The organism is Paenibacillus chartarius (assembly GCF_042432825.1).
In the GTDB taxonomy this organism is placed as follows: Bacteria; Bacillota; Bacilli; order Paenibacillales; family NBRC-103111; genus Gordoniibacillus; species Gordoniibacillus chartarius.
On record NZ_JBHLWN010000031.1, the window covers coordinates 45,658 to 71,436 of the forward strand.

Sequence of the window (25,779 nt, forward strand, 5' to 3'; positions counted from 1 at the left end):
CATTTCGAGACTAAGAGTACTGGAAAGGAGAAAAACTTTCCACGGACTTTAAGTGACATTTAGCAAGACCTAAATCCCCATACCTACTGTGCCGATATTTTTATATAGATTGGTCGTTGTCGGGAGGTCATTGATTTGCAAGATATACGCCATCATTTTGGTCAACGAGTACGCGAACTGCGGCTGCGTAGCGGAATGTCGCAAGAAACACTGGCTCACAGAGCCGGGCTTGATCGGACATATATTACGGATGTAGAGCGCGGCGCACGGAATGTTAGTCTGGTGAATATCGAAAAGATCGCTGCCGCGCTGACAGTCTCAATTGAATATATGTTTTCTGGGGAAAGGTTCTCGGCAACCCCCACATATCAACAAAAAGACTTTACGGAGCCGATTCAGGAACGGTTTAAGTACCATCTTGATCCTGAAACACGAGTGCTGGCCTTTACCGTAAAAGGCCTTCTGACCCCACAAGATGTGGCATACATGGATAGAACGCTGATTGGGCTTTGTACTGGCTTTGACAGAGGGGAGATAAGCTTGCTGGTCGACCATAGATTCATGCTCGCTGCAGATGGGGAACCGGCTGTGTACTCGCCGGAGGTTGTGGAGAAAGCGGTCGAGTTCCAAAAGAAATTATTGAACTATTCGAAAAGAGTTGCCGTCCTGTGCAACTCCCAATTTATGGTTCAAAATCTCAATCACGTCACAGCGATTAGCGGAATTTATAATAAGTCTTTTCAACTGTTCGGCAAAGACCGTGATATGGTTCAACAGGCATATGAACTTCTCGGCATCAACGGCAATGAACTGATTAAGGAAAAGAAATAGTAGAGCCGCCTTTGCTTTTTGCTAGGCGGCTTTTATGTACCCCCATGAACGGTACGATAGGGATACCGTACTGCAAGAATAACTTTTGAAAAATGGAACCTTTATCTAATTTGATCGAAATACTGAGGGGAACGCGGCTGTTCACTGGCGTTTTTCCAACGCTGATCCGCTTCGGCACTCTTAATGAGGTGCGGAATCGCGGCGCGAACCAAAGCATCCATTGAACCGAACCGTTTGCCCGTGAACGGACATATGTACTGTGTTTTCGTCTCGACTTTCGCCACATTCTCTCCGTCTGGAAACAAGAGACGGAACGTGGCATCTTTTGCCTTCTCAATCACTTCCGGCGATGGTTGCTGCTCTGTGGTGCGCAGATAGATTTGCCAACGCTCTTCGACATGGTGGCGCTCATAGGCAACCGATTCTTTAACCGGCTCTGGCTCTGAGACTGTCGGCGGCTGACGAATGACATCGCGGAAGAAAGCCGATAATGTCTTGCCAGACGCTTCGAGTTCGGCCCATTCTTCCTCGGACAACGTGAGCGATACCTTGCGCGTAATTCCAATCGCTTTTCGACCAGCACCTTTCCGTTTACCCCCTCGGGGCATGAACGTCACCTCTATGATTTAAGTTACCCGTATCATAGCATGAAGTTGATGGGTATGAAATAGGTAACTTAAATCTATGGACTAATATGATGGTTGCCGCCCGCGCCGTTCTGCGGCGGATTCTGAATACCCCACAAACGGAAGGAGGGTTACCGCCGTAAAAACAGTGGTAACCCTGTGACCGAACATGGAATAGTCGGGATAATAGAAGGTAACTGGACGTTTTATCGCGACCTTCGTGGCCGGACTGCCCCCGGATCACGGATTGGCCGCTTTACCAAGTTACTCACGATTTATCAGCATCAGCCGACATAAAACCAAAGAAATGCTTGCTGATGAGTATGCCGTCCTTGATTCCGGCGAAGTACATCTGCTCTTTCTCTATCGCGTTACGATAATTTGCCGCCTCGTCCCATTCGAGCAATAACTTGAGCTGTTCTTCCGACAATTCGCCGCGAAGTCTCTTCATTAGCGTTTCCTGATTCTGGCGAACTTCTTTATTGATCTGATACTCTCCAGCCGCAAAAGCTAACTCATCGAAGCGTTGTTTAAAAGCGGGCTTTAGCCAGTCTGGACAAGGAAATTGTGACATAGGTATGAGCCTCCCCTCAACAGTTTCGTTGATGGTAGCGTAAGAGGGAGGATGCTTTCAAGTAGTTTTTGAGGAAGTGGGAAGAGTGGGAAGAGAGGTCAGAGCGGGCGGTGAGGTCTGGAGGACATATAGACAGAAAAAGAGCCAGTTGGCTCCGTTTTGCTTGCGATTGGACTTTTGTTGACTTTGTGTTCTCGGACTTGAACGCATGATGAGTATTATTCTTTGGTTGCCGATGTCATATTCCTACTTCTTGTGTTAATACTGAGTTTTTGTATGTTATCGAAAATTTTGAACTATAAAAACGAATGAGCTCGTTCCAAGGCACTATCCCAATATCCGTTCCTTCTTAGATATCCCAATCGTTTGGGTTTTGAAGTCTGAACTTAACGCCGCAAAGCTCGAACACTCCGATATGGTCATACTCTCTACATTTTGACTCGATGCGCCCCCGAATGAACTCAACTACTGCATCGTCAAAACGTGGTTTAGTGTAGAATGAAGCACCATATCCTCCATTTGATTCACGTTCAGACATAGTTGACTTTCCACCAGTGGGCTTACAACGATCAGAATAAAACTTTACGATGGCATCGATAAGCCGTTTGTTAGGTTTACTATTTGTGGTGTTAATGACGCCCAACATCTCGGCTATCTCCTCAGTATAGTAACCCTTACCATATTCTACTGGCGTGTGAATAGTGACCTTTAAATCATGAGTTCCCCGATAGAATGTTCTTGTCTTCTCGCCATCCATAATTGTTCCTCAAGGAATATGGTTAATTGTTGGAAAACTCAAACCTCGAAACTTCTAAACTTCGAAGAAGCTTTCTATTTAACAACCTCAAGGTATTCTTTTACGGCACTTTCTCTGAATTTAGAATTAATGCTGATTTTGGTAATAAGCTCCTTCTCTTTTAGAGTTAGCATGTCCCAAGCTAACTTTCCTCGTTTTCGTTTTAATAACAGGCTAATATAAGAAGGGTCGACATCTGCTTCTTCTGCAATTTGTCTATAAGACTTTTGTGGTGAGGATAGAATACTAATCAATATTTTATAGTCTCTCTCAGCATTATTTAATTTCTTGCTTGTTACCGAAGATCGGACATCCTTTTTTCGATTATTTGCTCCAACAATCTGAATCCTCTCTTCAATTGGAAGAGAATTAAAAATGTGGTAGTAATTTTGACCTTCTACTATTGCTTTTATTACACGCACTTTGACACCATATTTTTCTGCTAATTGCCGCGGAGTCATATCAGTATGAACATGTTCTTTATAAATTGCTCTGACTTGTTCTTCGGTTAGATTCCCTCTTACTTCATAGTTAGTTATTCTTAAATCTTTCAATTTTAACTCTTCTTCAGGAGTTAAATCAGGCCTAAGGCGTACATACATTCTCCCCTTTAAAGTAGCTTGAGCCGACTCTCTTGTCATACCAAGTTCTTCGGCTGCTTGAGAAATATTCTTCTTCTCATGTAATACCCCTCGAAAGAGTCTTTCGATATCTTCTTTTGAAAATCTTTTTCTCGCCATTATTAATACCCCGCTGCACACATTTTCTTCTAATTTTACCTCATTGGGTTGAATGGCTCAACCGGAGGTAACTACTGTACAGAATCGGGAAAGCTGGTTCAGGTTCGCAAATACATCTCGTACACATGCCAAATTATGTAGAATAGAGCGCCTAAGATAAATGTCCTTGTTTGATAACGTCCAAACATCATTACTTTTTTAGAGTTTTTCTCTATGGCGCTTTTGATTCCTTCGGAAGCAGCTTGTATGTAGTCCGGATGATTGCCGTAATCAGGGTGCGGGGATAGTCCTAATTGAATGCGCAAAAGCTCTCCATTAGCAAATAAAGTTGAATTGTAGTACTCCCGATTTCGGCAACCTAGAAAAAAGCTTAAGCCCCAACTAACAACACCCAACGCTAATGGAATTTGACTGAGATCGAGTTTTAACGACTGTGATTCCTTTATGGCGAAGGCAATAGAAGCTAAGGTAGCGGCTAATAAAAAATATACATACTTGTCTTGACTCGTTAGAAGTTGTTTGTATACCTCTTTGAAATTCTCGTTCATTTTGCGATTCTCCTAATTTCCAACGAGAATGGACAGAACACCGATATCCCTGCAAGGAGAGATGGCTTGTTGGCTGCAAAAAAATATCGGAATAAATATGGTCAACTCTGTCTAGAACCCAACTGACTTTTCCTGACTTCCATTTCGCGTCTGCGTTCCGCCAATACCTCATCTACTGTTAAATCTTTGATCATACCTGACATTCCTTTCTGCTGTTTCCGCTTTCTAGTCGCCACGATATCAAACAGTTTGAACTGCTGCCGTTGCTCAGGATAGATAACATAGGCGACATGCTCTGCTGTTGGAGCAAGTCCCATCCGGCTTAAGCGGCTCTGTGTGAATAGATGATCGGGAACTTCTTCGGGTAAATAGTGCATTACATTCTCGGCAGACATTCATTTTCAACTCTCTTTCTCGTCATCATTGCTGTAAAGGTTCTGATTAGGAGATATTGCATTGATAATAGCATGCTCTGTTCCCAATCTTATGACAAATTTGCCTTCATGTTCAAAGAATAGTGCGTCCTCTTTTCCTGGCTCTAATTCAACAAGGATTGCTTCTTCATATTGCATTTTTTCATACCGCAGATTCGATAACTTCACTTGCCCATACATTCTCATCTCATGAATAAGTGTAGTGGCATCGGTCAAGGTTCGGTAAAAGTCATCATTATAAAGCAGATAAATTGCAGTGACATTGATAGCTTTGTTCTGCTTTGGAATAACAAGGTAGTGTGACTTATTAAACCCAATTGTTATTTGGTACCTTTGCGACTTAAAGTCTTTATAAAAGTTAACTGCCATCTTTGACATAACGTCTAACCGATCTTGATCGTAAGTGAACGCTTTAGACTTGTTAATACGATCAGGAGCGAAACTAAGATTACTAATTTGGCAGTCAAACCCCTCATTATTATGGTGCTCAACAATGAATCCCCTTTTTCTAGACTCAGCAAATGCATCTTCTCCATACCAATGAGCCATAACAACTTGATGGAGTGATCTTTTCAGTGTCGAAGAATAGAGGTATCTCCCTTTTGCTACTGACCAATTCACTGCTTTAATTTTTTCAAAGAGTCCCTCATCGAAGTCGGTATAACCAAGGCTTTTCATACCGTCCTCTCGAAAATAAATTTTGTTATCTGCACTCCAAATATCCATATAAACTCTCCTGCGTTCCATTATTCGAGTAATCCTCGTTTACCCCTGTGACTTTGTTTGCGATAAATTGATTGAACTTCTCCCTCAGTTCAGCTTCTCTATCATATGAAAAGTTCATAGAGCCTCCTGCTGTACTTGGTAACATTATCCTTTAATGATACCCTACTAGGCCAAAAGGCTCAAGCTGAACTATTTTTCCCGAAGATATATATCGCATAAAAAAGGATTCGCTTCCCTGCAAAGAGAGCGAACCCCTGAGTAACTGGCTTTACTTATTGAATTTCATATTTGTTACCGTTCACTTGCTCGGTGATCCACGAACCCATAAAGCCGTCCCCGGCGTACTTCATTAAATCGAAATCTTTTTTGCAGTTAACCCCGGATACAATGAACTTGACACCTAGCTTCTTAAAGGGAGATAAGATCAGGTCGACAAAACTTTCGTCGCCACCCTCAATACATTCAGTACGAATAAATGGGCGGTCTCCATCCCCGCTCCTAAGCTTAATAAACGAAGGAAAGGTCTTGATGAATGCAGGAATCGTCCAATTGCTCGAGAAAGGCCAAGCAAGGACTCCTTCGCTATTCTCTTCCAAAGCGAACGACGGATTGAGTTGAAGAAGGTCTAAATAGTCGTAATCGATGTTTCTCTTCTTTAAGAGAAAAATGATATTTGCATTATTCTCGGTCGCAGAGGGTAGAATCTCAGGGCAAGCTTCTCGACCATCGGCACGAATGAGCAGGGGAACAGTCCCTTTGTAGCTTGAGATGGCCTGGTACTGGTAGTAATAGTCCCAGATATCCGTTACCTCGTTGTCTTGAAAGCCGCTCAAATCGAAATCTCCATGTTCTGCGCCAGTCTCAACATGCTTTACCGCTGCTTCATACGCGATAATGTTGAACTCGTGGTCGACAATCGGAAGGTATACTCCTACTGTTTCCGCTTCTCTGGAAGGCCGATCATTCATTGAAAAACTCCTCCTTGAATTGAAATGGGACTTGGTTAGCCAACTGAATGTACCCACTGGGGGATCAGAACAGCAATACCGCATCCATACAAGCTGTATTTAAGCTCCGTTGCATACTGCCTGTAGAGAAATGAGTATGCGGTATACGGGATAACTTTTTTGCCAGTAAAAAAGAAGCAGCAGTACCAGAACTCGAGTAGTGAGGGTCTGTACTGCCGATTTGTGAACATTCGTCGCGTTTCACTTACTTGGTTCTATATAAACTCCTGTCGAGCCACACTTTTACTCTTCTTCTCAGGCGATGCTCATTTGCTTCAAATTTCTTCATAAAGGCTTGAACCTCTTGAATAGATGTTGCTTGGCCGACGTTACCACATACCCTCTCTAATTCAATAAAATTAAATAACCTGGACTGAACTTCAGTGAAGATTCGATCCTCGATCTCTCTTGAATTACTGAACTCCTCAATTGCCGAGGAACAATCCTCGATTGTGCGACATTCCTTCGTCATGAGATACTTCTCAAGGGAATATTCATAAAACATAATGAGCATACGCGCGTAAACAGCCGTCACAGCCCTAAGCTTTGCAAGTTCAAGCGGACTCAATCCTGCCATCTCCACATACTTGTTAATTTCAGGGGACGGAACGTTCACAAAAACTCCTCCTCAACATCTTCATTTTGGAAGCAGTATGGTTAGAAAAATATGTACCCCGGAGACAATACCGCATCCATACAAGCTGTATTTAAGCTCCGTTGCATACTGCCTGTAGAGAAATGAGTATCCGGTGTACGAAAAAAACTTTTTTCCAGTAAAACAAGCAACAGCACAAAAACGTCTCGCCAAATAAAGAGTGCCGTTTTATCGGCACCTTCAACGGAATGTTACTTTTATGCTTTGTGCATAGATTGTTGCCGCCCATTCTGAGAAAACCAGAACCCCTGAAAGGCATCGGCAACCAATTCTACGCGCTCAAACCGATCTCGATTCTCGATACCGTCAACAATAACCAAAGTTCCTGACTCTTTAAGCGGCTTCAACAGATTGACTAAACCATTCATTGTGTCATCGTCTGCGCAGGACTGAATAACATCCCAAGCCAACTTAATAAAACTTGGCCGTAAGTTGATTAAGAACGGCAAATAAAAATAGCATTGAAAAAAATTTTCAATTACAAACTCAACCCCGTATCCTGATGACTGATTTATCTGCTGCATTGCCGTTTCATCAGGAAATAACTCAGCTTGCTTGATTGCAAAGATGATACCTCCATTTGCCCATGACTGCGATTTTGGAATCGGAGCAGTAACCCCCAACTGCGTATTAAGGATCAGCGGAACCGTTCCCTTGTAAGTCTCGACGGACAACTTTGTATAGTAAAAATCCAGATTGGTCTGAACATTATGCCGATCTGAAGCAAGGTACGAAAACCGCTCCTGATAGGAAGCATCGAACTGCATAATAGCTTCATAAGCGATAGGCTGAAAATCCCGATTAACAACCGGCGCAAACTCAACTTGAACACCAAACTCGCTCCATTTTTGCTTTTCAGTTATGTGCATTGTCGGAACCCCTCACTTAAAATCCACAACTTGTAATGCGCGGCGCATGATCCATTAAACGCGCCGCGCTTCTTTATGCTCCAAGCAGAATTTTGGGTCTAGAAATCCAAAACCCCTGGAAAGCATCAACAACCAAAAGCAAACTCTCAAATTGTGCTTCCGACTCGATACCTTCGGCAATGATCTGGATACCCATGTCACGGAACGGCTGTAAAATCCTTTTCAATACGTCCTGAGATCGCTCATCCGAGCAGGATTGGACGACTTCCTTGGCCAGCTTGATATATTGCGGCTGGAGCCGCATGATGAACGGCAAAGAAAGAAAGCCATAACCGAAATCGTCTATGGCAAAGCTAACCCCTCTGGCCGACAACCATTCGACATTTTTCAACAACAGTTGTTCTTCCTTCACCAGCGCATGCTCGGTGAGTTCTATGACCAAACCATGCCGTTTCGGAAGCGAGAGCGGCTGCGGGAACGGATCGCAAGAGTACGGATGTGAATTTAGAAATAGGGGGGCAGAACCCGTATACTTTTCCAGCGCCAGCTGCTTGCATAACGAGTCCAGCGAAACGATCCGATCCAGCCGCTGTAAGGAAGGAGAGAGGAAGTCGGTTAAAACTTGATTCGCATCTGTACCTCGGATAAAGGACTCATATCCGACGACCGATAGCTGGCGGTCGACAATTGGTTGGTACACCGGATGCAACTGTAATGTGGAGACGGGTTTATTCGGCTCCATTGTGAACCTCGATTTTTCGAGACGCCACCTGCTCCGAAATCCAAGTCCCCATGAACGCGTCGGCAACCGGCTTCATAAGCTCAAAGTCCTCTTCGGAAAGGATATCGCAAGCGATGATACGGATACCCATGTCTTTGATCGGCTTATAAAAGCACTCGAACAAGTTGTTCAATGCCCACTTATCTCCCGCATAGTCAATAAGCATTTGATTGCGAGGAAAACGTCGATCCGGCGATATCTTAATAAACTCCGGGTGAGCATTAAAGTGAAAAGGCCAAGGCATTACCCCTTGCACGTTTTCCGCCAAAGCATACGAAATCCCCTCGCCAGCGTAGAGTTCGAAAACGCGATCAAGATATTTTATATCCATCCATTCTTTCAACAGAAGAACGATTTGAACCCCTTCGGGTCTTGGAAACGAATCGGGAAGTGGATCAGCACAGTCGGCTTTAAGAATTAACGGAACCGATCCTCGGTAGTTCTCGAGAGCAAGTTTTTGAATGAAATAGTCCGGGTTAGCGAAAAGCTTGCTCAAGTCGATGCCGTCGAGACTGAAATCGGCCTCTTCCTTTTCCAACTCCATTAGCTCAATTCCAGCCTCATAAGCAACAATTTTGAATTGCTCGTCCACCACAGGAATAAACTTTCCGCCGATAACGTTCATTGAATACCACTCCGTTCCTTTTGATTTGAGTAACAAAATTCATTCAAATTCCACCCGTTCAATGACCGAACCCATCTCCTGCATTGAAGGCTCGATGTACCGCCTGGTCGTTTGAATATTGGCATGGCCAAGCAGAGATGCGACTGTTTCGATCTGGCCGCTTTCTCGGGCAACCCCCTTAGCATACGTGTGGCGGAGCTGATGTACCGTGAAATCGATCTTCGTTAACTCCGACAACTTCTCGATCATGTGCTGAATTGCACGAGTTGTCATACGGTCACTTCGCTGCGAATAGAACAGGTATGGCGATTTCCGATCATGATAAAATAACCAACGCTCGAGGGTGTTCTTCGTCTTTTGCTTGAACGGAACATGCCGATACTTTCCGCCTTTTCCGCTTCTGACAACAATCAGGCCGGATTGTAAGATCACATCGGTCAACATTAGATTGGCGGCTTCATCGACACGCAAACCGCAGTTGACTAAGACGGAAACGACCGCTTTATAGAGCGCCTTTCTTTTGTCGCTGGTGCGCTTTAATAACTCAATGGCATGGAAGATTTTTGCGACTTCATCTTGATTGAGCCATCTGGTCTCGTTCTGTTTGGCGACCGGGATCAGCTTGATCGCGCTGATCGGGTCGGAGCGGAACTGTACCCCGAGGGTCTTGGCAAATACCAACAACGTCCTTAAGGCAATCAAATTTTGGTTTATCGTCGCCGGGGCAAACTGCCGCTGTGTCCGAACATCTATTCTTGATTGAAGAAACGCCTTGAAGTCCCGGACAACAGTCTGCGTCACGTCCTCGATCTCCGTAACCTCACCCCATGAACCCGCCAACCAATTCAGAAACCGCCTGAAGCACATTTCATAGCCTCTAAGCGTATTTGCCGATTTCCCATCGGCTTCCAAACGCTTTAGGCACAGCGCGGCGACCGCATCGATTCTCAAGATTAGCACCCCCTTGTCAATCGTTATACGACGAGTTGTAAACGTGCATTGTACGACGAGATAAGATCGATCAAGAGCCACTAACCACCAGCCCGAAGACCAAACTCGTCATATAATGACTATTGTGCGACGAGTTAGAAGAAAGGGGATTCTGGGCATAGTGAGCCTCATGTCGATCAGAATAGAACCCCCTGACCGAGCAAAGAAGGAAACCTGTTCTTTTGAGCCGACTTTTGATGACTGTGTCATGACTGTCGGTACGGATGCGGATCGCTAAGAACGAGAACCCACGTAGGAGGGATGGGAGTACACATCTGGTTAGCGATACCGCATCCATAACAATAGTAATTGGTCTCGGAGATGTACTGCCGAAAAGAAGCCGAACATGCGATTCCCGGAGCATTATTTTTTCGAGTTACAAAAAGAAAGACAGCACACAGAACTCGTAGGGCGAGTCCTTGCTGCCTTTTTCTGAATAGTATGAATAAATTAGTGCGACAGAGCCGCTTGGTTAATAAGTAAGATCCACATTGTTAACGAAATAGAGCCATGCTCACAACGTAGAGAGCTACCTCGATCTGAGGTGGATCACCGTTGAAAAATTAAACTATCGTATCCGTTAGTTCAAAAATGGAAACAGCGGATAGAATAGCATGTTACCTACATAAACCACCATTAAGGTTCCAATTAAAGTTCCTAAGCAAAAAGAAAAAATGCTGTGTCCTTTGTTTTTTATCCATCCCAATGAATAGCCGATTGCCAAAGTTAACGGAATAAAAGTTAAACCAACTGTTAGTTGCCCTATCGAAAATCCCGCTAAAAAACTAAAGATATAAATTCCGATGGCTGAAATCCAGTAAAGTTGATGTTTCCCTTTTATTGCGAAAATTAATGACACAATTGATAAAACCAAGGAAGAAAATGCTATTACAGAAAAAATTGGCATCGTATCCCCCCATTCAAATTACTATCATTTTACCATGACCATCATATCCATTGTTTAACATATCCCCGTTAGCTTAATCCCCGGCTGGCTCTGTATAATAACATGGCTCTACTTCCTTTAATCCCCGAGATGGGGAAGTTTTTGGACACCTGACCGGCAGACGATTTATGCGTCCAAATAACAGGCAACAGCATACCATTAAGGGCGAATACCCCAATTTAGCCGTGAAACGGCTTGTAAGCGATCAAACCCCGATCACAGAAGGACGAGTACAAGAAAATCGATTTGTGAGCCTCGTAGAGCGGATTTTTATGAGTTAACAAATTACGGAAAATAAAAGCTCAGAGAGGGAGTCCTAAACTGTCAATTTTCTGAAATCATTTACAGCGAATACGAAAACTGCATGTAATCGTCCAAGGATTGTATCTCTTTACCGGAGCTTTTATCCGCCCCGAATTTACCATCATCCCAAGAAGCCATTCTGTTCGGGATAAACGTTGTTCCGTCGAAAAGGAATCGGACTTTCATGTTAAAAATACTCCGGCCTTCATTCCTTGCACTTAACTCCGCCGTAATTGCTAGTTCCTTCTGTGCTTCATCTAATTCGAAATGTCCGAAAGAGATCAAGTCAATTGGATACACGGTATTAGGAATACCGCCTGTGGTACTTACTTCATGTGTCAGACGATGCTCGCTATCGATAAACTTTCCTGATCCATCAGAAGCAATCTGAAGCGACAGAGTGCCATGCAGGATAGAATTATATTTTTCCGGTGAAAAAACACGTTCCCAACGATTGCTTGTTCTCTTTAGAATGATAGCATCTTCATCCAAATTTATTTTCAGAAGCTGGTTTCCTCTAAAAGTAATGGCTTCAACAAAACCGTTCTGATAGTAGTTGGAACTTCCTTTATGGTCTTGATCAAAGAGGATGACTGGCTCTCCATCAATAATCAGTTCGACTTTCTCATAGTTTGGTTTTGCACCCAGATCATAGTAATAAACAAGGCTGACATCAAGTTTTTGGTCGCTGCCTATCTCGACTTTATTGTCAAACAACACTTTTCCGTTGATCGGTGTTGATTTATCTTGACCGACATAAATGGTTTGCCCCTTCTGGATATATCCGATATGAAGCAACTGCAATAACTCCAAAGGCTGAATATTGATACCGCCTCCATGATGAGTGAAAGGCTGTGTCTCCATCTTCACTTCATGGTCGTTCTGAAAAACGTGATAAATTGCGTTGGCTCCCTCGGCAAATTTCAAATACTTTAAGCTTTCTTTATGACTCGTATCCAACCTAAAGGTGACCTCGTTATCCTTGCTTCCAATTCTGAACTCGTATGGTATCACGAAATCCTTATATTGTTCCGGCTTCTCAATTTCTTGAATAGCAATCCCGAATGCTTTGGACACATCAAGCAATGACCAACCAAATCCGTTATCTCTCATTTCCTTGTGTAGCATGCCTTCATAAACGAATCCCTCGTACTCATCACCCGGAACGGTTTTGATATATGCAGGTGCATGATTTACTGCGAGGGATCGTGTAAATTGTTTTATCTTAGCGTCTGGCTTTAGGATTGATTCTGACTTATCGTGACATCCGAACAAAAGAAATATTACGATGAAAAATAAGGTAAAACGTTTTATGCCCATCAGGAAGCCTCCGCTCTGCAGTATCATCAATCCAATAGACGGAGACAGTGAAGTATAAGTTGCGTATCTGGATCAGGGACGGAGTCTTAACAGCCAAATTCTTATACAATGCCCTTGTGCTACAAAACCCAAAACGCCAGAATTCCGCCTAATCCTGCAAGAGTAAACATCAATCCACCAATACGAGTCGACCATACATATAAGTCAGATGGCTCTGTAGCATCGTTAGATTTCCAACTTTCCGTAATTGACCAGATTACCGAAGGTTTAAACAACATAATTAGTCCCAATATTAAAAGAAGAACCCCCACAATCCCCAAAACGTTCATCCCCCAATCAGCATTTTACCTTCATACGTTCGTAGATGGAAAAAGTTGCATAAACATAAATTGCTTCCCCGTTATGCGACCGAAACTTCAATAAAAAATCGACTTCCCTTGACTGTTAAAACAAGTCGAATTAGGAGCCTTCAGCTATTTGCAAAAAATCACCATTGGTTTGAGAAAGATGAATGGGGTCTGAATCGGGAAACCACATCAACTCTCTGGTCGATACACCGGCTGCGATGAACTCGACGCCCAAATCGCGGAGATACTCCAAGACTCTGGTCAAGGCCGTTACGATCTCGGCCTGATTCCGCTGAAGGGGAAACTGCCGCGATAAGATGATGAACCTGGGTTTCGCTGTTTGAATAAGCAGAGGTAACGCTTGAAGTCCTTGACCGATTTTCCGAATCGGCATTTCCTTCAATGAGTTCAGACTGGTCGGTTCGTAGTAATACATGCTTAACCAAACTGATCGATATACGATGGTAATTTCAAAGAAAAGTGGCCGCGGCGCAAATGCAGAACCCCAGTGAAGCCACTCGCTGGTGCAAAGAATCAACGGAACCTTACCAGAGTAGGATTCAATGGCAAGGTGTTTGTAGTACATATCCAATTGATTCTGGACTTCGTTGAGTCTGGATGTGGGGAAGTGCTTGATGATGGTTGAATCTTCAAGAGTTAAGGTTGCTTCATACGCAATAATATCGCTGTGCCGATTTATAACTGAAAAAAAAGTCAGGTCAATGCCGAGCATATCGAAATTGTATGTGTTCATGGCAGAACCCCCATATCCCATGAAAAGCTGAACAGGATGCGGAACGCTGATTGCCCGATCAAGAACCCCGTAGGAGGAAAGACGGAATTCCTTTACGGTCAGCGATACCGCATCCATGTTAAGGGTACTTCAAGTCGAAATTAGACTGTCTAAAGGAAGCCGTAAAGGTTGGGTTCAAATATTTATCCCAAGTAGAATTATAGGTATATTGTCTCAAGTTGATTAGTGTGTATTGCCAAGTAAGGATTAGGCAATGATGGTAAGATAGGTGCGAAGAAACGGAGAATTGAGGTTATGCCGAAAATTTCACTACTTCAGACGTACTTGATCATTATGCTTTCAGTCGGTTTGCTGAACCACGTCATCATCATACCGTTACTGCTCGGTGCGTCAGGGCGAGATTCCTGGCTTGTCGTGCTTCTTGTTTTAGCCGCTTCGCCTATATGGGTGGGCGTTCTGAGCTATGTCCTAAAAAACATGAATGGAATACATATTAAAGATTGGTTAAAGCATCATTTTGGAGTATTCTTCTCGGCAATCTTGATTGTTCTTTACAGTGTGCTTGTATGGCTTATGGGAACTATTTCCTTGAAGGATACACTAACATGGACGATTGCAACGTATATGCCTCAAGTTCCCATGCCTGTTCTCGCTTCAGCAACGCTTGTCGGATGCTTCTTCGCGGCATCACAAGGACTTCGCACCATTGCGATATTAAGCGGTATTCTGCTGCCCTTTGTCGTTATTCTGGGCGACCTTGTCATGACGGCGAATTTTCAGTTTAAAGAGTACACTATGCTTTTTCCGCTGCTCGAAAATGGGACATCACCGCTTTGGAAAGGCGTTCCGTACGCCGCTGGAGGATTGCTGGAGTTGTCGCTACTGACCTTGTTACAGCACAAGATGACGAAGAAGGCAGGCTTTAAAAGTCTAATGCTGATTTGCATGATATTATCCTGCCTAACCATCGGCCCTTTGATGGGTTCGATTGCCATGTACGGGCCTTATGAAGCGGCTCACCAACGATATCCCGCTTTCGAACAATGGAGAATGGTTCGACTTGGCGAGTACGTCGAGCACGTTGATTTTTTCTCGATTTACCAGTGGTTGTCCGGTACATATATTCGAGTGTCTCTCTCCCTGTTCCTTCTGAGCGAATTGTGGAATTTGCAAAAGTATAAGTGGCTGCCTATGTTGCTTGGTGCATTATTCATGCTGGTTGCTGTTTTGATGCCAGTCAGCGATATGGTGTTCCAAGACCTGCTCAGTCGCTATTACTTCCCATCGTTTTGTGTCTTTACCATCGGAGTCATGCTCATATATGTCTTCCGAATTCTCATTTCAACACGGAGGAGCAACTGAAGATGATAAAGCTGTTCAGCAAAAAAGGTGCAGGTGTTGCATCGTTCTCGCCGCAAAAAAAAGCATCGGTTGCACAACCGCTTCATGAGCAAGCTCTTGTTCAACAGTTCCAGATGTGCCGTGATGTCAAGCATCATGCTTACAAATTAAAAGCAGGGGACGAAAAGTCGAGGATCGTTTTACTGTTTTGCGATGGGTTATGCGACAGTCAGCAACTCATTCAGGATGTAGCGCTTCCTCACTTGACCCGTTTTTACGAAAATTACGGCTTTCAGAAGAACGAGGAAGTACTTGAGTCATGTCAATTACAGCTTGAACGTATTTCCAACCATGAATGGGAACAACAATCCGAAACGGACATTTTTGAGGGGAAACTGCTTTTGTATATTCCGGCACTGACTTCATTGTTTTCCCTCGACATATCGAAAAAACCGGCTCGCCAGCCCGAAGAATCCAATATTGAAAATTCAATTCGCGGGCCGAAAGACGGTTTTGTCGAAGAACTTGGCGTCAATGTCGCGTTAATTCGGAAACGAATCAAGTCAACAAGCATGGTATTCGAAACAAAAATCTTAGGTGCCCTGACGAAAACCACTGTTGCAATTTTGTATATGCAGGACATCGTTGACCCCCAAATTGTCCAGGATATAAAGACCAAATTGGATGGTCTTCAAATTGACGGAGCATTCAGCGCCACTCAGCTGGAAGAATTAATGGAACCCACCAAAGCTTTGTTTCCTTTAATGGGCTACTCAGGAAGGCCGGACTTTGTCGTCAACTGTATGTTGAATGGACGTGTGGCGCTGATTGTGGATGGCACTCCGGCTGCTTTGATCGCTCCGGCCAATTTATTTTTGCTCCTGAAAACACCCGAGGATATCCATTTTACGGCGTTGTCGGCTACGTTTGGGCAATCGCTTCGTCTGCTGGGCTTGTCCGTTTCACTCATGCTGCCCGGTTTCTGGGTTGCCATACTTGCATTTCACCAAGATCAACTGCCGTATTACCTTCTTGCCACACTCGGCATTAACCGATTAGGCATACCTCTTGGCGTGGCAGGGGAAATGTTGCTCGCGCTCATCTTTTTGGAAATATTGCGGGAAGCCGGCGTTCGGTTGCCTTCGGCGGTAGGATCTACGGTTACGGTAGTAGGAGGACTTATTCTGGGGGATGCGGCCATCCGCGCAGGCTTTTTGTCCCCCGGCATTGTTGTTCTGGGAGCCATTACGCAAGTATTCGGTTCGACTTTGTCCAGTCAGTCGCTGGCCGGAACCATCAGCATATTGCGTTTCTTCATATTTGCCTTGTCTGCCATCCTTGGGATATATGGTTTTTTGCTAGCTTTGTTTATCGTGACCACTCATTTGGCCTCATTACGTTCATGCGGATTGCCTTACCTGGCTCCGATTTCGCCTCCCTATAAAGATTTCGCCAATGCTTTGTTCCGATTGCCTTGGAAATGGCGGAAGACACGGCCTGACATGTTAGATACTCAAGATCCAACACGCCAAAGGGAGGGACAGCAATGAACGTATACAAATGTACTGTTCTCCTTTTACTTCCCTTCATTCTCACCGGATGTTGGAGCAAGTATGAATTGCAAAACATGAACTATGCGACTGCCGTCGGTGTAGACTATGCGGATGGTCAATACACCATTTATGCCCAACTGCTTGATTTCTCGACAGTAGCAAAATTGGAAGGACAACAGAAAGCGGAACAGCCTCCGGTTTGGGTCGGTATTGGAAAAGGTATCTCTTTTACAGAAGCAGCAAGTGACCTCTACAGCACATCGCAACAGAGGTTAAACTGGGGACAGATTTCTGCAATCCTATTCAGCGAAAGGTTATTGAAGGAACGAAAAGTCGGCGATGTGTTGGAACTGATTAATCGATATCGCGAGATCAGGTACTTAGCCTGGGTGTTCAGCACGAGAGACCCTCTCGATGAGATTTTAATGGCGACACCCTTTTACAGATTGTCTCCAAAGGCTTCGATTCTCCATAACCCCGAGCAGAATTATCGGCAGCGTTCGATCCTCGCTCCGATCCGCCTGCAAAAGTTTGTCATGGATTCAAACGAAAAGGAGAAGACGAGCTACATCCCAGAGTTATCGATTCGAAAGGGCCAATGGAAGGAAAATCAAAAACCGCACGAGCTGCTTAGATATTCTGGCATACAGATATGTGACAAAGACAGCTATTACGCACGCATGAGCCTCGAAGAAACAAAAGGATTGCCGTGGCTGAATAAACACACAATCCGACTGCCCGTTGATTTGCTTTCCGAAAACAAGCTTCTTGCGGTTCTCGTCGCAGAGAAACCCGAATATGACGTCAAGCCAAGCGTTAAATACGACAAGGCGTATTTCGATATATCCGTCAAGGTGAAGGCCGGAGTGAATGAGATACATGCTGACGTTACGGAACAAACGCTCACGCGAATGGCTCAAGAAGAAATTGAGCGTCAAATCAGGCAAACCTTTCAAGCCGCGTATGACGAAAACATCGATATCTATAATCTAGGCGAGTCACTATATCGCAAAAATCCGCATGAGTGGAAACGAATTGCATCTGGAAAACAGCATATTGTCTTGAACAAAGACTCGCTCAAAAATATCAAAGTTACCGTACATATAGTGTACCCTGGCAGGTATAAACTCGAAAACTTTAATCAATAATGGATGAGTTTTCCGATGGCTAAGAACCTAAGAAAAGAAGGTGCCGTTTATTACCCAGGCACCTCTTCGATCAACTACACAGATTTTACGGCTAACCTCACGCTGGTCGAAGTGAGATGGGGGAAGAACGTTCAAACTGCAAAAATTATTCCGAACCCCCGTAGGATTACAGCAATTTGTTCAGTACTCTTCGGGAAGCATGAACGTGTAATATTGAACCTTACCATCATCACCGTAAAGCGCCCAAACTGTTTCTGAAAACAGCGGCTTGTCCACCGTGACCAGACGGTTTTCATTACCGTCAGTAACAACGGTTTTACCATCAGCCTTCCGAAAGACAATAAAATACTCGTTATCTTCAAATAACCTATTAATGATCGAGACGGCTAATTCCCAGTCGGAACAGCCGATTCCTTTCACCCCAACGGTCATAACCTTCATAAAAGGCATGATTACTTGCCTCCACAAACGCAATCATGCGCCGCTCTTACGTGAAATCCAAGTATATTGACATAAATACAATGTGCTGATTTTAGGATCTCTTGCCCTTTACTTGTTCCGCCGCGGCGCACGTGAATCCTCATGTTCACCGTCAGCTTCAACATCCAGTTCGGGGAACGTAGCTCCAACTTTGATTGCCGCGACTGCCAATGGCCGCTTACTCATCCCGTTTTGCTCATACCCTTCGCGGATTGTGTTGTAGTAGTCAAGAGAGGGCGGCTTAATCGGCCTTGTGTCAGGGTTCATGATGTAAACCATGACTCGAACCTCGGCAGATTCCTTTATTTCGCCAATCTGTTCATCATCTTCGTACAACGACTCAATCCGGGCTGTCAGAATTTCTTTACGATAAATACCTATATGTACCCCTTCATATCGATCTAACCGGACTTCATCCGCTTCCGAGATTCGCCAAAGTACAACCGGCACACGTTGTCCGGGGGATTCCTCGATGTTGGCGTAATAGCGGAACTCCAAAACAAAGTCATCAATATAGCCGTGACCCACTACTTGACTTTCGGGACAACGAACCGACATCCCGATCAGATTCATATTGCTTCCGTAAGCGGCGTACAGTTTTGTCTTATGCATATCGTTCACCCTTCATATTAGAATCGATACTCACTCAAGTACTTACTCTCAGTCCGCTGTTTCTGTCAGCGTCTGAACCGATGGATCTCTCCAAGCTGAGTTCCCTTCTAAGGGCTTTAGTAAATGATGGCGCATGGTTTTGAATTCATCGGAGATCGCGCCCATCCTCAGTAGCCAAACGCGAAAGGCATATTTGTCATTTCCGTTATGCGCGGCGGTGACTCGTTTTGTCGCCCGTTGTTGACTTAATGCCTGGGCGACGATCAGCAAACTGAGTTGAACATAGCTTTTGACTTCTCCAGCATGGAGGGAACCGTTGAAAAGGCGGAACTCCACGGTTTTGAATCTTCCAGAAAGAAGATTGTGGAGATTCAATATGCAGTAACGACTATCGTGATAGCGATGATCTATTGGAGATTCAGAGTCGACAGATGCATACCATACAGTTCCAAACCCCTCGAGAGACGTAGGCTTCTTCTTATTTAACTGTTTGATGAACCCGTTAGAGAGCGGTTGACAAAACCGATTTTGACGACTCGAACGACACTGTACGGCTTTGTACAGTAAGTGTTGTTTGGCATACACGATGTTGCATAATACTCGTAGACTTTGTGGAGTAAAACGTTCGGCTCCGACATGGACATGGATTCCCGTGCTGCTGTTTGTTCCTGCCCCGGCGCGGCGGAGTTCGCGAACAACATCTTGCAATGCTGGGATATCCTCATAGTCTAGCCTGGGCGAAACCAACTCGCATTTGTAATCGTCTGTCGCAATTTGTACTCGATTATTCTCTAGCCGATGCGGTGTGACGGAGCCGTCTCGCACCACTCTCCAGATTCGGTTCTGTTGATCTTTAACCTCGTAACTGTCGAAACCCCAACCGCCAACCTGTGTAGCTGATGTTCCGAAATGCCTTGCAATCACGTTCGCTGCCGCCGCTCGATTGATTCTCGTAAACTCGATTTCGATACCAAATTTAAGTTCTTTGCATTCGACCAACCCCTTCTAAGCCTCCCAACCAACGCAAATTTCCCCACGTTGGTTGTACAGCCACTCAGAAAAAGTGAAGACTTTTTCGCAGGTTTATGAAAAATTTCTGTGAAAAATTATGTGTGAATGCTGATTTGAGGACTGGCTAAGTGACAATACCTGATTTTCATAATCACCCCCATACATGTCGCCATGTTTGCGTACAGAAAGTAAATGTCGTCATCCCCAACGGGAAAACCTTTTTGGGCAATAAAAAAACCCTCGGGATGAGGGGAGAGATAAACGTTTCTTGGGATTAACTTGCAAGCCCGACACGCAAATACATTTGGTAACTCATTACCTTAGATTCGTTAAACGCTCGACCATGCTTACCATCCAAACTCAATTCTTTCGTTCCCAGTCGATCAAGCTTGATCAATCCCACCTCAGTATCCGGTATTTGATATTGGGTTTCTGACGGTGACCAGATCGTTTTCCCGTCTATGTTAATACCAAGCGCGATTTCACTCGATGATTTAGACGCGGGAAGCTTTAACCATCCTTGATCGGAATACTTGTCCGCATTTACAACCTTTGTCGATGTCTGACCTGCCGAATGCATGCCGAGAAACTTCACATCAATCGGCGCGTTTGACTGGTTCATAATCTGAAATGGAGCGCTGACAAACGATTTATCCGCAGAGTCAGGTAATATTGCAAAATTAACCGCTGTCGGTACAGTTACGATTATCCATGTTGCGTCCACCGTTCCAACGATATCGAAATCTTGGGTTACACCATCGCTAATTGTGCCGCTCCCGGAACCTTCAGAGCCTCCGGTGCCACCAGAACCCCCAGTATCCCCAGTGCCGCCGCCAGTACCTTCACCGGAACCTTCCGTGCCTCCACTGCCGCCCGGATCACCGCTTGGATCGCCCGTACTTGCAAGAATAAGGAGTGGATAGCCTTCATTTACACCTCCATTAGAAACCCATTCCATGCTTGAGAGTTTTCTATTTGCATTTAATAATTGTGCAAACTGTGGGGAGGTCATCTCGCTTGTTGTTTTCCCCGTTATGCCCGCTGAATCTCCGCTCCCAAATGCTAACTTTGGATTTTGCTGAACCCCTTCGACGACAATAGACGTATCCGTGTTCCAGTAAGCATAAGACGCATCGAGTTGAGACGAACCTCCTTCAGTTCCGCCAACCAACCCTCCAAAATAATGATCGCCTGGCCAACTGCCGACAGGAGAGTTATCGAATAAATTCCCCGTCGAATACGAGTTTACAATGGAGCTCGGCCCAGAGCTTTGACCGACAAGTCCGCCGACATAATAAACACCGCTAACATCTCCTTTTGCAAACACATTTGAAAGGATTCCACTATTAAACCCAACTAACCCACCGACTCTTTGATTGCCTTGGACATTTACTGCAGAATACGAAGCACTAATCGTCCCCTTAATATTCGTGACACTCGACCCCAAATTACTCCCGACCAGACCACCAACACCATACCATTGTGTACCGTCAGTCGCTCTAATTGAACCTGTAGCGTAGACGTTGAAGATTGTGCCTTCGTTCGATGCGGCGATTGATCCAACTCTATCACCCACTGTATTGAAATTTACATTCTCTAATCCGAGATTTTTTACGACTCCGTTGCTGCCAATGTATGCAAAAAGCCCGGTAGCCATGTTGTTAAACAGGTTATTTTTGGTTAAATTTATCAGCTTATGCCCGTCCCCATCGAACGTTCCGTTAAACGGAGAGTACATGGTGCTGCCAATAAAACTGGGGTAGCTCGATGTCCATCCAGCTACGTCAATATCATTGGCTAACTTTAGGAACTTGCCTTGAAATGAGTTCCCTTGATTTGTGACTTCATCTGATACCCATTCCAGATGCGAAACCGTACTGATTAAGTAGGGATCAGCTTCAGTGCCGGAACCGGGCGGTGTGGCCGAAGCCGCGAAGGATGAAAGGGGAGAGAGGACTGCCAGCAACAAAGCGCTTAATAGAGACATCAGCATGATCTTCGAAAATGCCTTCATGATCGCACCATCCTCGTATTGAAAGTAGAGAGCAGGTCTCATATTCCTGCTCTCATTGAATCGCTACTGATCGAAAAACAACCGATCTTTAATAGATACAAGTAAGATTGGCTCATCAAACATAACTAAAAATAAGCCTTTGGACGCCAAACCCCACCGAATATCCCGGTAACGGCGGCTAACTGCATTTTTTTCAATCATCCTTCTGTCAACGCTACGCGTACATACAGCTTGTAGTTCAGCGTCTTTGCAACGTCCCACGCATTACCGTGCTTAGCGACGACTTGAATTTCCTCCGAACTGTCGGGTTGGAGAGGAAAAGTACCAGCCGCTACAGAAGGCGTTACCCCGTCGATTTCTGCGGGCGACCAGACTGTAACTGGCGTCCCACTAACCGATTCTAATCCAAGTGCGATTTGCGAAGTGGTCGCTGCTCTTCCCAACGACGACCATTCTTGATCGGTATGAGAAGCTGCATCAACCACTTTGGTATCGGTGCCGTTAGCCGATGTGATACCGAGAATTTGCACATCAACCGGCGCATAGGTGCTATTGACTACGGTTGCCGGGACGGAAGTGAAGGGTTTCACATTATTCGGATTGATCGCGAACGACAAGACTGTCGGCATGGTCACGACGATGGTCGTTGCGCTGGCCGTACCTTCGACATCCACAGTCGAACCGCTATCCGGATCGATCTGCTTATCAGCAGAAGCGACTGCCGAACCGAATACAAGCGACATCAACAATGCTGCAGAAATGACTTTCTTTGAAAAGCTTGTTCTCATTGACCGTATCCTCCTCACGATTTGGTTACTGCCATAATTTCGGTTTCCTGAACCCCGACAATTTCGCCTTGGTGGACGATATTGTAACGGACAATTAGCTTATTCTTGTAACCCGCCAGCGGCTTCGATAACTCTGCCTTCCGGATGTACTGCTTGGGCTTCATAAGCGGCGAGGTATACAATGTTTCACCTTCTTGAATCACCTCGACATAACACTCCAACGAATTTCGCTCCGGGTTGGCCACCATCAACTGAAGTGTTTTACTGCCCTTTTGAATGGATGCCTCCGAGTTGACCGTCACCGTAAACATCGAAGCGTCCTGCTTTTGCTTCAAATAATCTCGGATAGCTTCATCGGACATGTGCGGCAGGTCTCCGTCCAGCACTTCACCTCCTCCGGGCAAGGGGATGGGCTTCTTCTTATCCTCTGGATCGCTGTCATGTTGGCAACTGCGAAGAAGTATGAATAGGACAGCAATCATCAATATTGCCCCGACCCCGATCCAGCGGTTACGATTCTTTTGGTGGCTTTGATCATTTTCGCTCAAAAGAGCGTCCTCCTTTCCCAACTTAAGCCTGACTGATACTCCCATCTCAATTCATCTTTAAAAAGGTTCCGTATGCGACGTTGAGCCGCATACGGACAAAAGAGAAAAGAAAGGAGGGATGGTCGTACAAGCGGGTTTGGGAACCCTTTGCACTTCCAACAGGTAGTAAATCATTTCTGTTTTTACATGCGTCCGATAAAAAATTTCTGAAGGAAACCGAACCTGAACTAGCATTTACGGCAAGTTTTCTGTTCGTTTAAACAGCGGCGGCTGAAGAATCTTTTACCGCCACCAATTGAGAATGAACGGCAAGCCGTTTCGTCGTCCCGGCTGGCCCGTAACAGGTCGACAACGTCAGATATTGATCCAGCGGCGTGATCAGATGGTTGTCAATAGATTTGACTTGATTCTTCTCGCGGATGTGCTTTACGAAGGATTCTCGCCAAGGCAACTGAGTGCCGTTCCCGACGTAGAGCATGTCGTCTTCATCCGTGGCGTAGATCGATACGATTTTGAACACCATCTGCTGGGAAGGCGTTGTCAACTGAATAATCCCAGCGTCCGGCTTCTCTTCAAGAATGGTCAGCAACCCCTTCAAACTGCCGAACATTCTTTTGTTGCTTAGGTTGTGGCCGTACAGAACGGTATTCGTACCGAGATTTCTCATGTTACTTGATGCGGAAGCAAATACCCAACCCAAAGAACTTGGCCCCTTGTCAAAATCGTGGTTAAGATAAAACTCATTATCCGTTGTCTGCACGATTGGCATATCAATGCCAACTAAACCGATTCTGAGCCATCCAACGGTTTCCTCATTTTGTTTCAACAATTTTTCGAAATTGACCGGCAGGAAGGGTTGGGCATTTAACCCCCCAACGGGGACGATATTTACCGATTGTGCGGATACCGGCATTAGCGATACGGTATTCTGCTGAACTTCCTCAAGGATTTGGTTAGTTTCTTTTGCATCCGAATGCCATGATGCTAAGGCGTAGGAGAAATGCCCCAGAAGAACCAAGGAACTTGACATTACACCGTAGAAAATGAATTTACGAATCGTCGGCTTAACCAATGACTGCACCTCCGGTTTCAAACTGATAAAATTTTCAGCTGTTCTATTGCGAGATTGCGGTTGTGTCCTCTTCTTTTGCAAAGGGACTCTTTTCTTCAAGAGATGTCCAAGCTTCCCAAGCTTCCACGAAATTCTGATACTCCCCTTGAAGAAGCCGGTATAAAACCTGTCGCTCCATCACATGCGCGTTATCGGTAGATTGCAAAATATAGAGAAGATGAGCCAAACGCTTCTGATCAACTTCTGCGAAGCACTCCTTGAAATAAGCAATAGAGAAAAAGAATAGCAACCGCATTTCCATTCGAAATTCGCTTAAATCTCGAAACCCCATGTTGCTAGGCTTCGGGAGCCACTTACTCAAATCGCCAACAAACATGCTCTGATTGCCAGTCGGATTGATTCCAATACGGAACTGCAACATGGCGGCGTCCAATGCATCCTGAGTTTGCGCTTGTTCGATCAGGCGAATTGTGTCCCTGCCGATACGTTTTTCCAAACATTTTCCGGCATAGGAGACAGTAGACTCAATGTTGTTCAACGGACACTTAAAATGCTCCGCTGTCAACTTATAGTTATAGTTATTGTTGAAAAAGAAACGGATCTTGTTCTTGACTGACTTATGAGTCAGGAAATTCTGAGTGCTCGTATACTCAGCAATTTCCATCAACGCAGCGTATCGACGTTCCTCTAACCGTTTCGCTTCTCCGTCAACAAGCGGATTCGACTGCAATTTCCTTCTGACGTTATAAATTGCTTCATGAAGCTGCTTGAAGATGATCTTTGCCATTTTTCTGATTCACCCCCGAGGACACTGATCTGCTTAGGTAACAACCAAAGTCACAGGAAAACAACCAGAACGAGAATTCGTTCATTTACTTAGAAATTCCAACCGGCGAAAACTGGGAAATGGATTTTACATTTGACTTCCCCCTCTCCAAAAACCCAGAGTTGACAGCCCTTTGACGCCAGAAGAAATGAATAATAAAACGTAGCCGACCTCTTTTTCTCAGTCGTGCATTCAAGTTAGAGTAGATCGGGGTCGAGCATTTATTGTTCCTGCTCCAGAAGTTCATAAAAAAGTGCTGTCCGCACCCCGATAAAGGCGAGATGCGAACAGCACTGTTAAAGAAGGAACCTTATCTGATAAATACCTACTGCTTTGGGGCAGAAAAGACGGAAGTCCAATTGAATTGACATAAATAGAAAAGATTTTTACCCCAGATGACGAGCAGGGAAATCTCACTGCTGACCGATTTCGTGGCTCACGCAATTGTAATAAGAATTATCCGGGATATCAGTGATTTTTCGATGCCCCAACCGTTCCATAGCCGGAATCATCG

29 protein-coding genes are annotated in these 25,779 nt (G+C 44.8%); 4 read left to right on the forward strand and 25 right to left on the reverse strand.

Translation table 11 applies throughout. The annotated features are described in order from the left end of the window. Positions 1–135 precede the first annotated feature (135 nt). Positions 136–831 (forward strand): helix-turn-helix domain-containing protein, encoded by a 696-nt coding sequence (locus tag ACFFK0_RS08240; protein ID WP_377469616.1) that lies wholly within the window; start codon positions 136–138, stop codon positions 829–831. 101 nt (positions 832–932) lie between these two features. Here the strand turns inward: ACFFK0_RS08240 and ACFFK0_RS08245 are convergent, their stop codons facing one another. The 17 genes from ACFFK0_RS08245 to ACFFK0_RS08325 form a co-directional block, all read right to left on the reverse strand. Further along, positions 933–1,367: a hypothetical protein gene (locus ACFFK0_RS08245; RefSeq protein WP_377469618.1), complete on the reverse strand. Its 435-nt coding sequence runs from the start codon at positions 1,365–1,367 to the stop codon at positions 933–935. Between the two features lie 358 nt (positions 1,368–1,725). Next, on the reverse strand, positions 1,726–2,031 hold the full coding sequence (locus ACFFK0_RS08250) for a hypothetical protein (RefSeq protein ID WP_377469619.1): 306 nt from the start codon (positions 2,029–2,031) through the stop codon (positions 1,726–1,728). Positions 2,032–2,380: 349 nt separating this feature from the next. Beyond that, positions 2,381–2,788 (reverse strand): hypothetical protein, encoded by a 408-nt coding sequence (locus ACFFK0_RS08255; protein ID WP_377469621.1) that lies wholly within the window; start codon positions 2,786–2,788, stop codon positions 2,381–2,383. A gap of 74 nt (positions 2,789–2,862) precedes the next feature. Continuing rightward, a complete protein-coding gene (locus ACFFK0_RS08260; RefSeq protein WP_377469623.1) occupies positions 2,863–3,567 on the reverse strand; it encodes a hypothetical protein in 705 nt (234 codons plus the stop codon). A gap of 98 nt (positions 3,568–3,665) precedes the next feature. Continuing rightward, positions 3,666–4,115: a hypothetical protein gene (locus ACFFK0_RS08265; protein ID WP_377469625.1), complete on the reverse strand. Its 450-nt coding sequence runs from the start codon at positions 4,113–4,115 to the stop codon at positions 3,666–3,668. 101 nt (positions 4,116–4,216) lie between these two features. Continuing rightward, the gene (locus ACFFK0_RS08270; protein ID WP_377469627.1) at positions 4,217–4,510 is read right to left on the reverse strand and encodes a hypothetical protein; all 294 of its coding nucleotides are present in this window, start codon (positions 4,508–4,510) and stop codon (positions 4,217–4,219) included. A 6-nt stretch (positions 4,511–4,516) separates the two neighbouring features. Continuing rightward, positions 4,517–5,275: a hypothetical protein gene (locus tag ACFFK0_RS08275; RefSeq protein ID WP_377469628.1), complete on the reverse strand. Its 759-nt coding sequence runs from the start codon at positions 5,273–5,275 to the stop codon at positions 4,517–4,519. Positions 5,276–5,547: 272 nt separating this feature from the next. Beyond that, positions 5,548–6,243, reverse strand: coding sequence for a hypothetical protein (locus ACFFK0_RS08280; protein ID WP_377469630.1), 696 nt, complete (start codon positions 6,241–6,243; stop codon positions 5,548–5,550). Between the two features lie 244 nt (positions 6,244–6,487). Next, the gene (locus ACFFK0_RS08285) at positions 6,488–6,898 is read right to left on the reverse strand and encodes a hypothetical protein (protein WP_377469631.1); all 411 of its coding nucleotides are present in this window, start codon (positions 6,896–6,898) and stop codon (positions 6,488–6,490) included. A gap of 236 nt (positions 6,899–7,134) precedes the next feature. Further along, entirely contained in the window at positions 7,135–7,806 is a 672-nt protein-coding gene (locus tag ACFFK0_RS08290) for an EAL domain-containing protein (protein ID WP_377469632.1), read from the reverse strand. A 73-nt stretch (positions 7,807–7,879) separates the two neighbouring features. Further along, on the reverse strand, positions 7,880–8,548 hold the full coding sequence (locus tag ACFFK0_RS08295) for an EAL domain-containing protein (protein ID WP_377469633.1): 669 nt from the start codon (positions 8,546–8,548) through the stop codon (positions 7,880–7,882). Beyond that, positions 8,535–9,212 (reverse strand): hypothetical protein, encoded by a 678-nt coding sequence (locus ACFFK0_RS08300; RefSeq protein ID WP_377469634.1) that lies wholly within the window; start codon positions 9,210–9,212, stop codon positions 8,535–8,537. Before ACFFK0_RS08300 ends, ACFFK0_RS08295 begins: the two co-directional genes overlap by 14 nt. A gap of 39 nt (positions 9,213–9,251) precedes the next feature. After that, positions 9,252–10,163 carry a tyrosine-type recombinase/integrase gene (locus tag ACFFK0_RS08305; RefSeq protein ID WP_377469635.1) on the reverse strand — a complete coding sequence of 304 codons (912 nt, stop codon included), beginning with the start codon at positions 10,161–10,163 and terminating at the stop codon, positions 9,252–9,254. A gap of 619 nt (positions 10,164–10,782) precedes the next feature. After that, positions 10,783–11,109, reverse strand: coding sequence for a hypothetical protein (locus tag ACFFK0_RS08310; RefSeq protein WP_377469637.1), 327 nt, complete (start codon positions 11,107–11,109; stop codon positions 10,783–10,785). A 381-nt stretch (positions 11,110–11,490) separates the two neighbouring features. Continuing rightward, complete coding sequence (locus tag ACFFK0_RS08315) at positions 11,491–12,771, reverse strand: hypothetical protein (protein ID WP_377469639.1); 1,281 nt, start codon at positions 12,769–12,771, stop codon at positions 11,491–11,493. Positions 12,772–12,890: 119 nt separating this feature from the next. Beyond that, entirely contained in the window at positions 12,891–13,100 is a 210-nt protein-coding gene (locus ACFFK0_RS08320; protein ID WP_377469640.1) for a DUF6199 family natural product biosynthesis protein, read from the reverse strand. A gap of 130 nt (positions 13,101–13,230) precedes the next feature. Then, positions 13,231–13,989: a hypothetical protein gene (locus ACFFK0_RS08325; protein WP_377469641.1), complete on the reverse strand. Its 759-nt coding sequence runs from the start codon at positions 13,987–13,989 to the stop codon at positions 13,231–13,233. Positions 13,990–14,166: 177 nt separating this feature from the next. On the opposite strand from ACFFK0_RS08325, the gene ACFFK0_RS08330 reads away from it, so the two are divergent. From ACFFK0_RS08330 to ACFFK0_RS08340, 3 genes are read left to right on the forward strand one after another with little or no spacing between them, the layout of a single operon-like run. After that, positions 14,167–15,234: an endospore germination permease gene (locus tag ACFFK0_RS08330; RefSeq protein WP_377469642.1), complete on the forward strand. Its 1,068-nt coding sequence runs from the start codon at positions 14,167–14,169 to the stop codon at positions 15,232–15,234. Positions 15,235–15,236: 2 nt separating this feature from the next. Continuing rightward, entirely contained in the window at positions 15,237–16,763 is a 1,527-nt protein-coding gene (locus ACFFK0_RS08335; RefSeq protein ID WP_377469643.1) for a spore germination protein, read from the forward strand. Then, on the forward strand, positions 16,760–17,914 hold the full coding sequence (locus ACFFK0_RS08340; RefSeq protein ID WP_377469644.1) for a Ger(x)C family spore germination protein: 1,155 nt from the start codon (positions 16,760–16,762) through the stop codon (positions 17,912–17,914). Before ACFFK0_RS08335 ends, ACFFK0_RS08340 begins: the two co-directional genes overlap by 4 nt. A gap of 180 nt (positions 17,915–18,094) precedes the next feature. Here ACFFK0_RS08340 and ACFFK0_RS08345 read toward each other — a convergent pair whose 3' ends face one another. The 8 genes from ACFFK0_RS08345 to ACFFK0_RS08380 all read right to left on the reverse strand — a co-directional run bounded on the left by ACFFK0_RS08345 (position 18,095) and on the right by ACFFK0_RS08380 (position 25,226). Then, positions 18,095–18,364, reverse strand: coding sequence for a hypothetical protein (locus ACFFK0_RS08345; protein WP_377469646.1), 270 nt, complete (start codon positions 18,362–18,364; stop codon positions 18,095–18,097). A gap of 99 nt (positions 18,365–18,463) precedes the next feature. After that, positions 18,464–19,006, reverse strand: coding sequence for a gamma-glutamylcyclotransferase family protein (locus tag ACFFK0_RS08350; RefSeq protein ID WP_377469648.1), 543 nt, complete (start codon positions 19,004–19,006; stop codon positions 18,464–18,466). A 48-nt stretch (positions 19,007–19,054) separates the two neighbouring features. Beyond that, positions 19,055–20,005, reverse strand: a complete 951-nt coding sequence (locus ACFFK0_RS08355) for an amidoligase family protein (RefSeq protein WP_377469650.1) — start codon at positions 20,003–20,005, stop codon at positions 19,055–19,057. Positions 20,006–20,291: 286 nt separating this feature from the next. Continuing rightward, positions 20,292–22,031 carry a GLUG motif-containing protein gene (locus ACFFK0_RS08360; RefSeq protein WP_377469652.1) on the reverse strand — a complete coding sequence of 580 codons (1,740 nt, stop codon included), beginning with the start codon at positions 22,029–22,031 and terminating at the stop codon, positions 20,292–20,294. A gap of 197 nt (positions 22,032–22,228) precedes the next feature. Next, the gene (locus ACFFK0_RS08365; protein WP_377469653.1) at positions 22,229–22,819 is read right to left on the reverse strand and encodes a hypothetical protein; all 591 of its coding nucleotides are present in this window, start codon (positions 22,817–22,819) and stop codon (positions 22,229–22,231) included. A 14-nt stretch (positions 22,820–22,833) separates the two neighbouring features. Continuing rightward, positions 22,834–23,367 (reverse strand): hypothetical protein, encoded by a 534-nt coding sequence (locus tag ACFFK0_RS08370; protein WP_377469654.1) that lies wholly within the window; start codon positions 23,365–23,367, stop codon positions 22,834–22,836. A 256-nt stretch (positions 23,368–23,623) separates the two neighbouring features. Then, a complete protein-coding gene (locus tag ACFFK0_RS08375; protein ID WP_377469655.1) occupies positions 23,624–24,439 on the reverse strand; it encodes a class B sortase in 816 nt (271 codons plus the stop codon). A gap of 43 nt (positions 24,440–24,482) precedes the next feature. After that, positions 24,483–25,226, reverse strand: coding sequence for a hypothetical protein (locus ACFFK0_RS08380; RefSeq protein ID WP_377469656.1), 744 nt, complete (start codon positions 25,224–25,226; stop codon positions 24,483–24,485). Between the last annotated feature and the right edge of the window lie 553 nt (positions 25,227–25,779).

Excerpts from the sequence above, each read along its gene's own strand:
- ACFFK0_RS08250 (WP_377469619.1), bottom strand. The coding sequence starts at position 2,031 with ATGTCACAATTTCCTTGTCCAGACTGGCTAAAGCCCGCTTTTAAACAA.
- ACFFK0_RS08340 (WP_377469644.1), top strand. The coding sequence starts at position 16,760 with ATGAACGTATACAAATGTACTGTTCTCCTTTTACTTCCCTTCATTCTC.
- ACFFK0_RS08275 (WP_377469628.1), bottom strand. The coding sequence starts at position 5,275 with ATGGATATTTGGAGTGCAGATAACAAAATTTATTTTCGAGAGGACGGT.
- ACFFK0_RS08365 (WP_377469653.1), bottom strand. The coding sequence starts at position 22,819 with ATGAGAACAAGCTTTTCAAAGAAAGTCATTTCTGCAGCATTGTTGATG.
- ACFFK0_RS08335 (WP_377469643.1), top strand. The coding sequence starts at position 15,237 with ATGATAAAGCTGTTCAGCAAAAAAGGTGCAGGTGTTGCATCGTTCTCG.
- ACFFK0_RS08345 (WP_377469646.1), bottom strand. The coding sequence starts at position 18,364 with ATGCCTTTTATGAAGGTTATGACCGTTGGGGTGAAAGGAATCGGCTGT.
- ACFFK0_RS08320 (WP_377469640.1), bottom strand. The coding sequence starts at position 13,100 with ATGAACGTTTTGGGGATTGTGGGGGTTCTTCTTTTAATATTGGGACTA.
- ACFFK0_RS08280 (WP_377469630.1), bottom strand. The coding sequence starts at position 6,243 with ATGAATGATCGGCCTTCCAGAGAAGCGGAAACAGTAGGAGTATACCTT.
- ACFFK0_RS08360 (WP_377469652.1), bottom strand. The coding sequence starts at position 22,031 with ATGAAGGCATTTTCGAAGATCATGCTGATGTCTCTATTAAGCGCTTTG.
- ACFFK0_RS08260 (WP_377469623.1), bottom strand. The coding sequence starts at position 3,567 with ATGGCGAGAAAAAGATTTTCAAAAGAAGATATCGAAAGACTCTTTCGA.
- ACFFK0_RS08350 (WP_377469648.1), bottom strand. The coding sequence starts at position 19,006 with ATGCATAAGACAAAACTGTACGCCGCTTACGGAAGCAATATGAATCTG.
- ACFFK0_RS08255 (WP_377469621.1), bottom strand. The coding sequence starts at position 2,788 with ATGGATGGCGAGAAGACAAGAACATTCTATCGGGGAACTCATGATTTA.
- ACFFK0_RS08290 (WP_377469632.1), bottom strand. The coding sequence starts at position 7,806 with ATGCACATAACTGAAAAGCAAAAATGGAGCGAGTTTGGTGTTCAAGTT.
- ACFFK0_RS08270 (WP_377469627.1), bottom strand. The coding sequence starts at position 4,510 with ATGTCTGCCGAGAATGTAATGCACTATTTACCCGAAGAAGTTCCCGAT.
- ACFFK0_RS08330 (WP_377469642.1), top strand. The coding sequence starts at position 14,167 with ATGCCGAAAATTTCACTACTTCAGACGTACTTGATCATTATGCTTTCA.
- ACFFK0_RS08325 (WP_377469641.1), bottom strand. The coding sequence starts at position 13,989 with ATGGATGCGGTATCGCTGACCGTAAAGGAATTCCGTCTTTCCTCCTAC.
- ACFFK0_RS08310 (WP_377469637.1), bottom strand. The coding sequence starts at position 11,109 with ATGCCAATTTTTTCTGTAATAGCATTTTCTTCCTTGGTTTTATCAATT.
- ACFFK0_RS08300 (WP_377469634.1), bottom strand. The coding sequence starts at position 9,212 with ATGAACGTTATCGGCGGAAAGTTTATTCCTGTGGTGGACGAGCAATTC.
- ACFFK0_RS08265 (WP_377469625.1), bottom strand. The coding sequence starts at position 4,115 with ATGAACGAGAATTTCAAAGAGGTATACAAACAACTTCTAACGAGTCAA.
- ACFFK0_RS08315 (WP_377469639.1), bottom strand. The coding sequence starts at position 12,771 with ATGGGCATAAAACGTTTTACCTTATTTTTCATCGTAATATTTCTTTTG.
- ACFFK0_RS08380 (WP_377469656.1), bottom strand. The coding sequence starts at position 25,226 with ATGGCAAAGATCATCTTCAAGCAGCTTCATGAAGCAATTTATAACGTC.
- ACFFK0_RS08295 (WP_377469633.1), bottom strand. The coding sequence starts at position 8,548 with ATGGAGCCGAATAAACCCGTCTCCACATTACAGTTGCATCCGGTGTAC.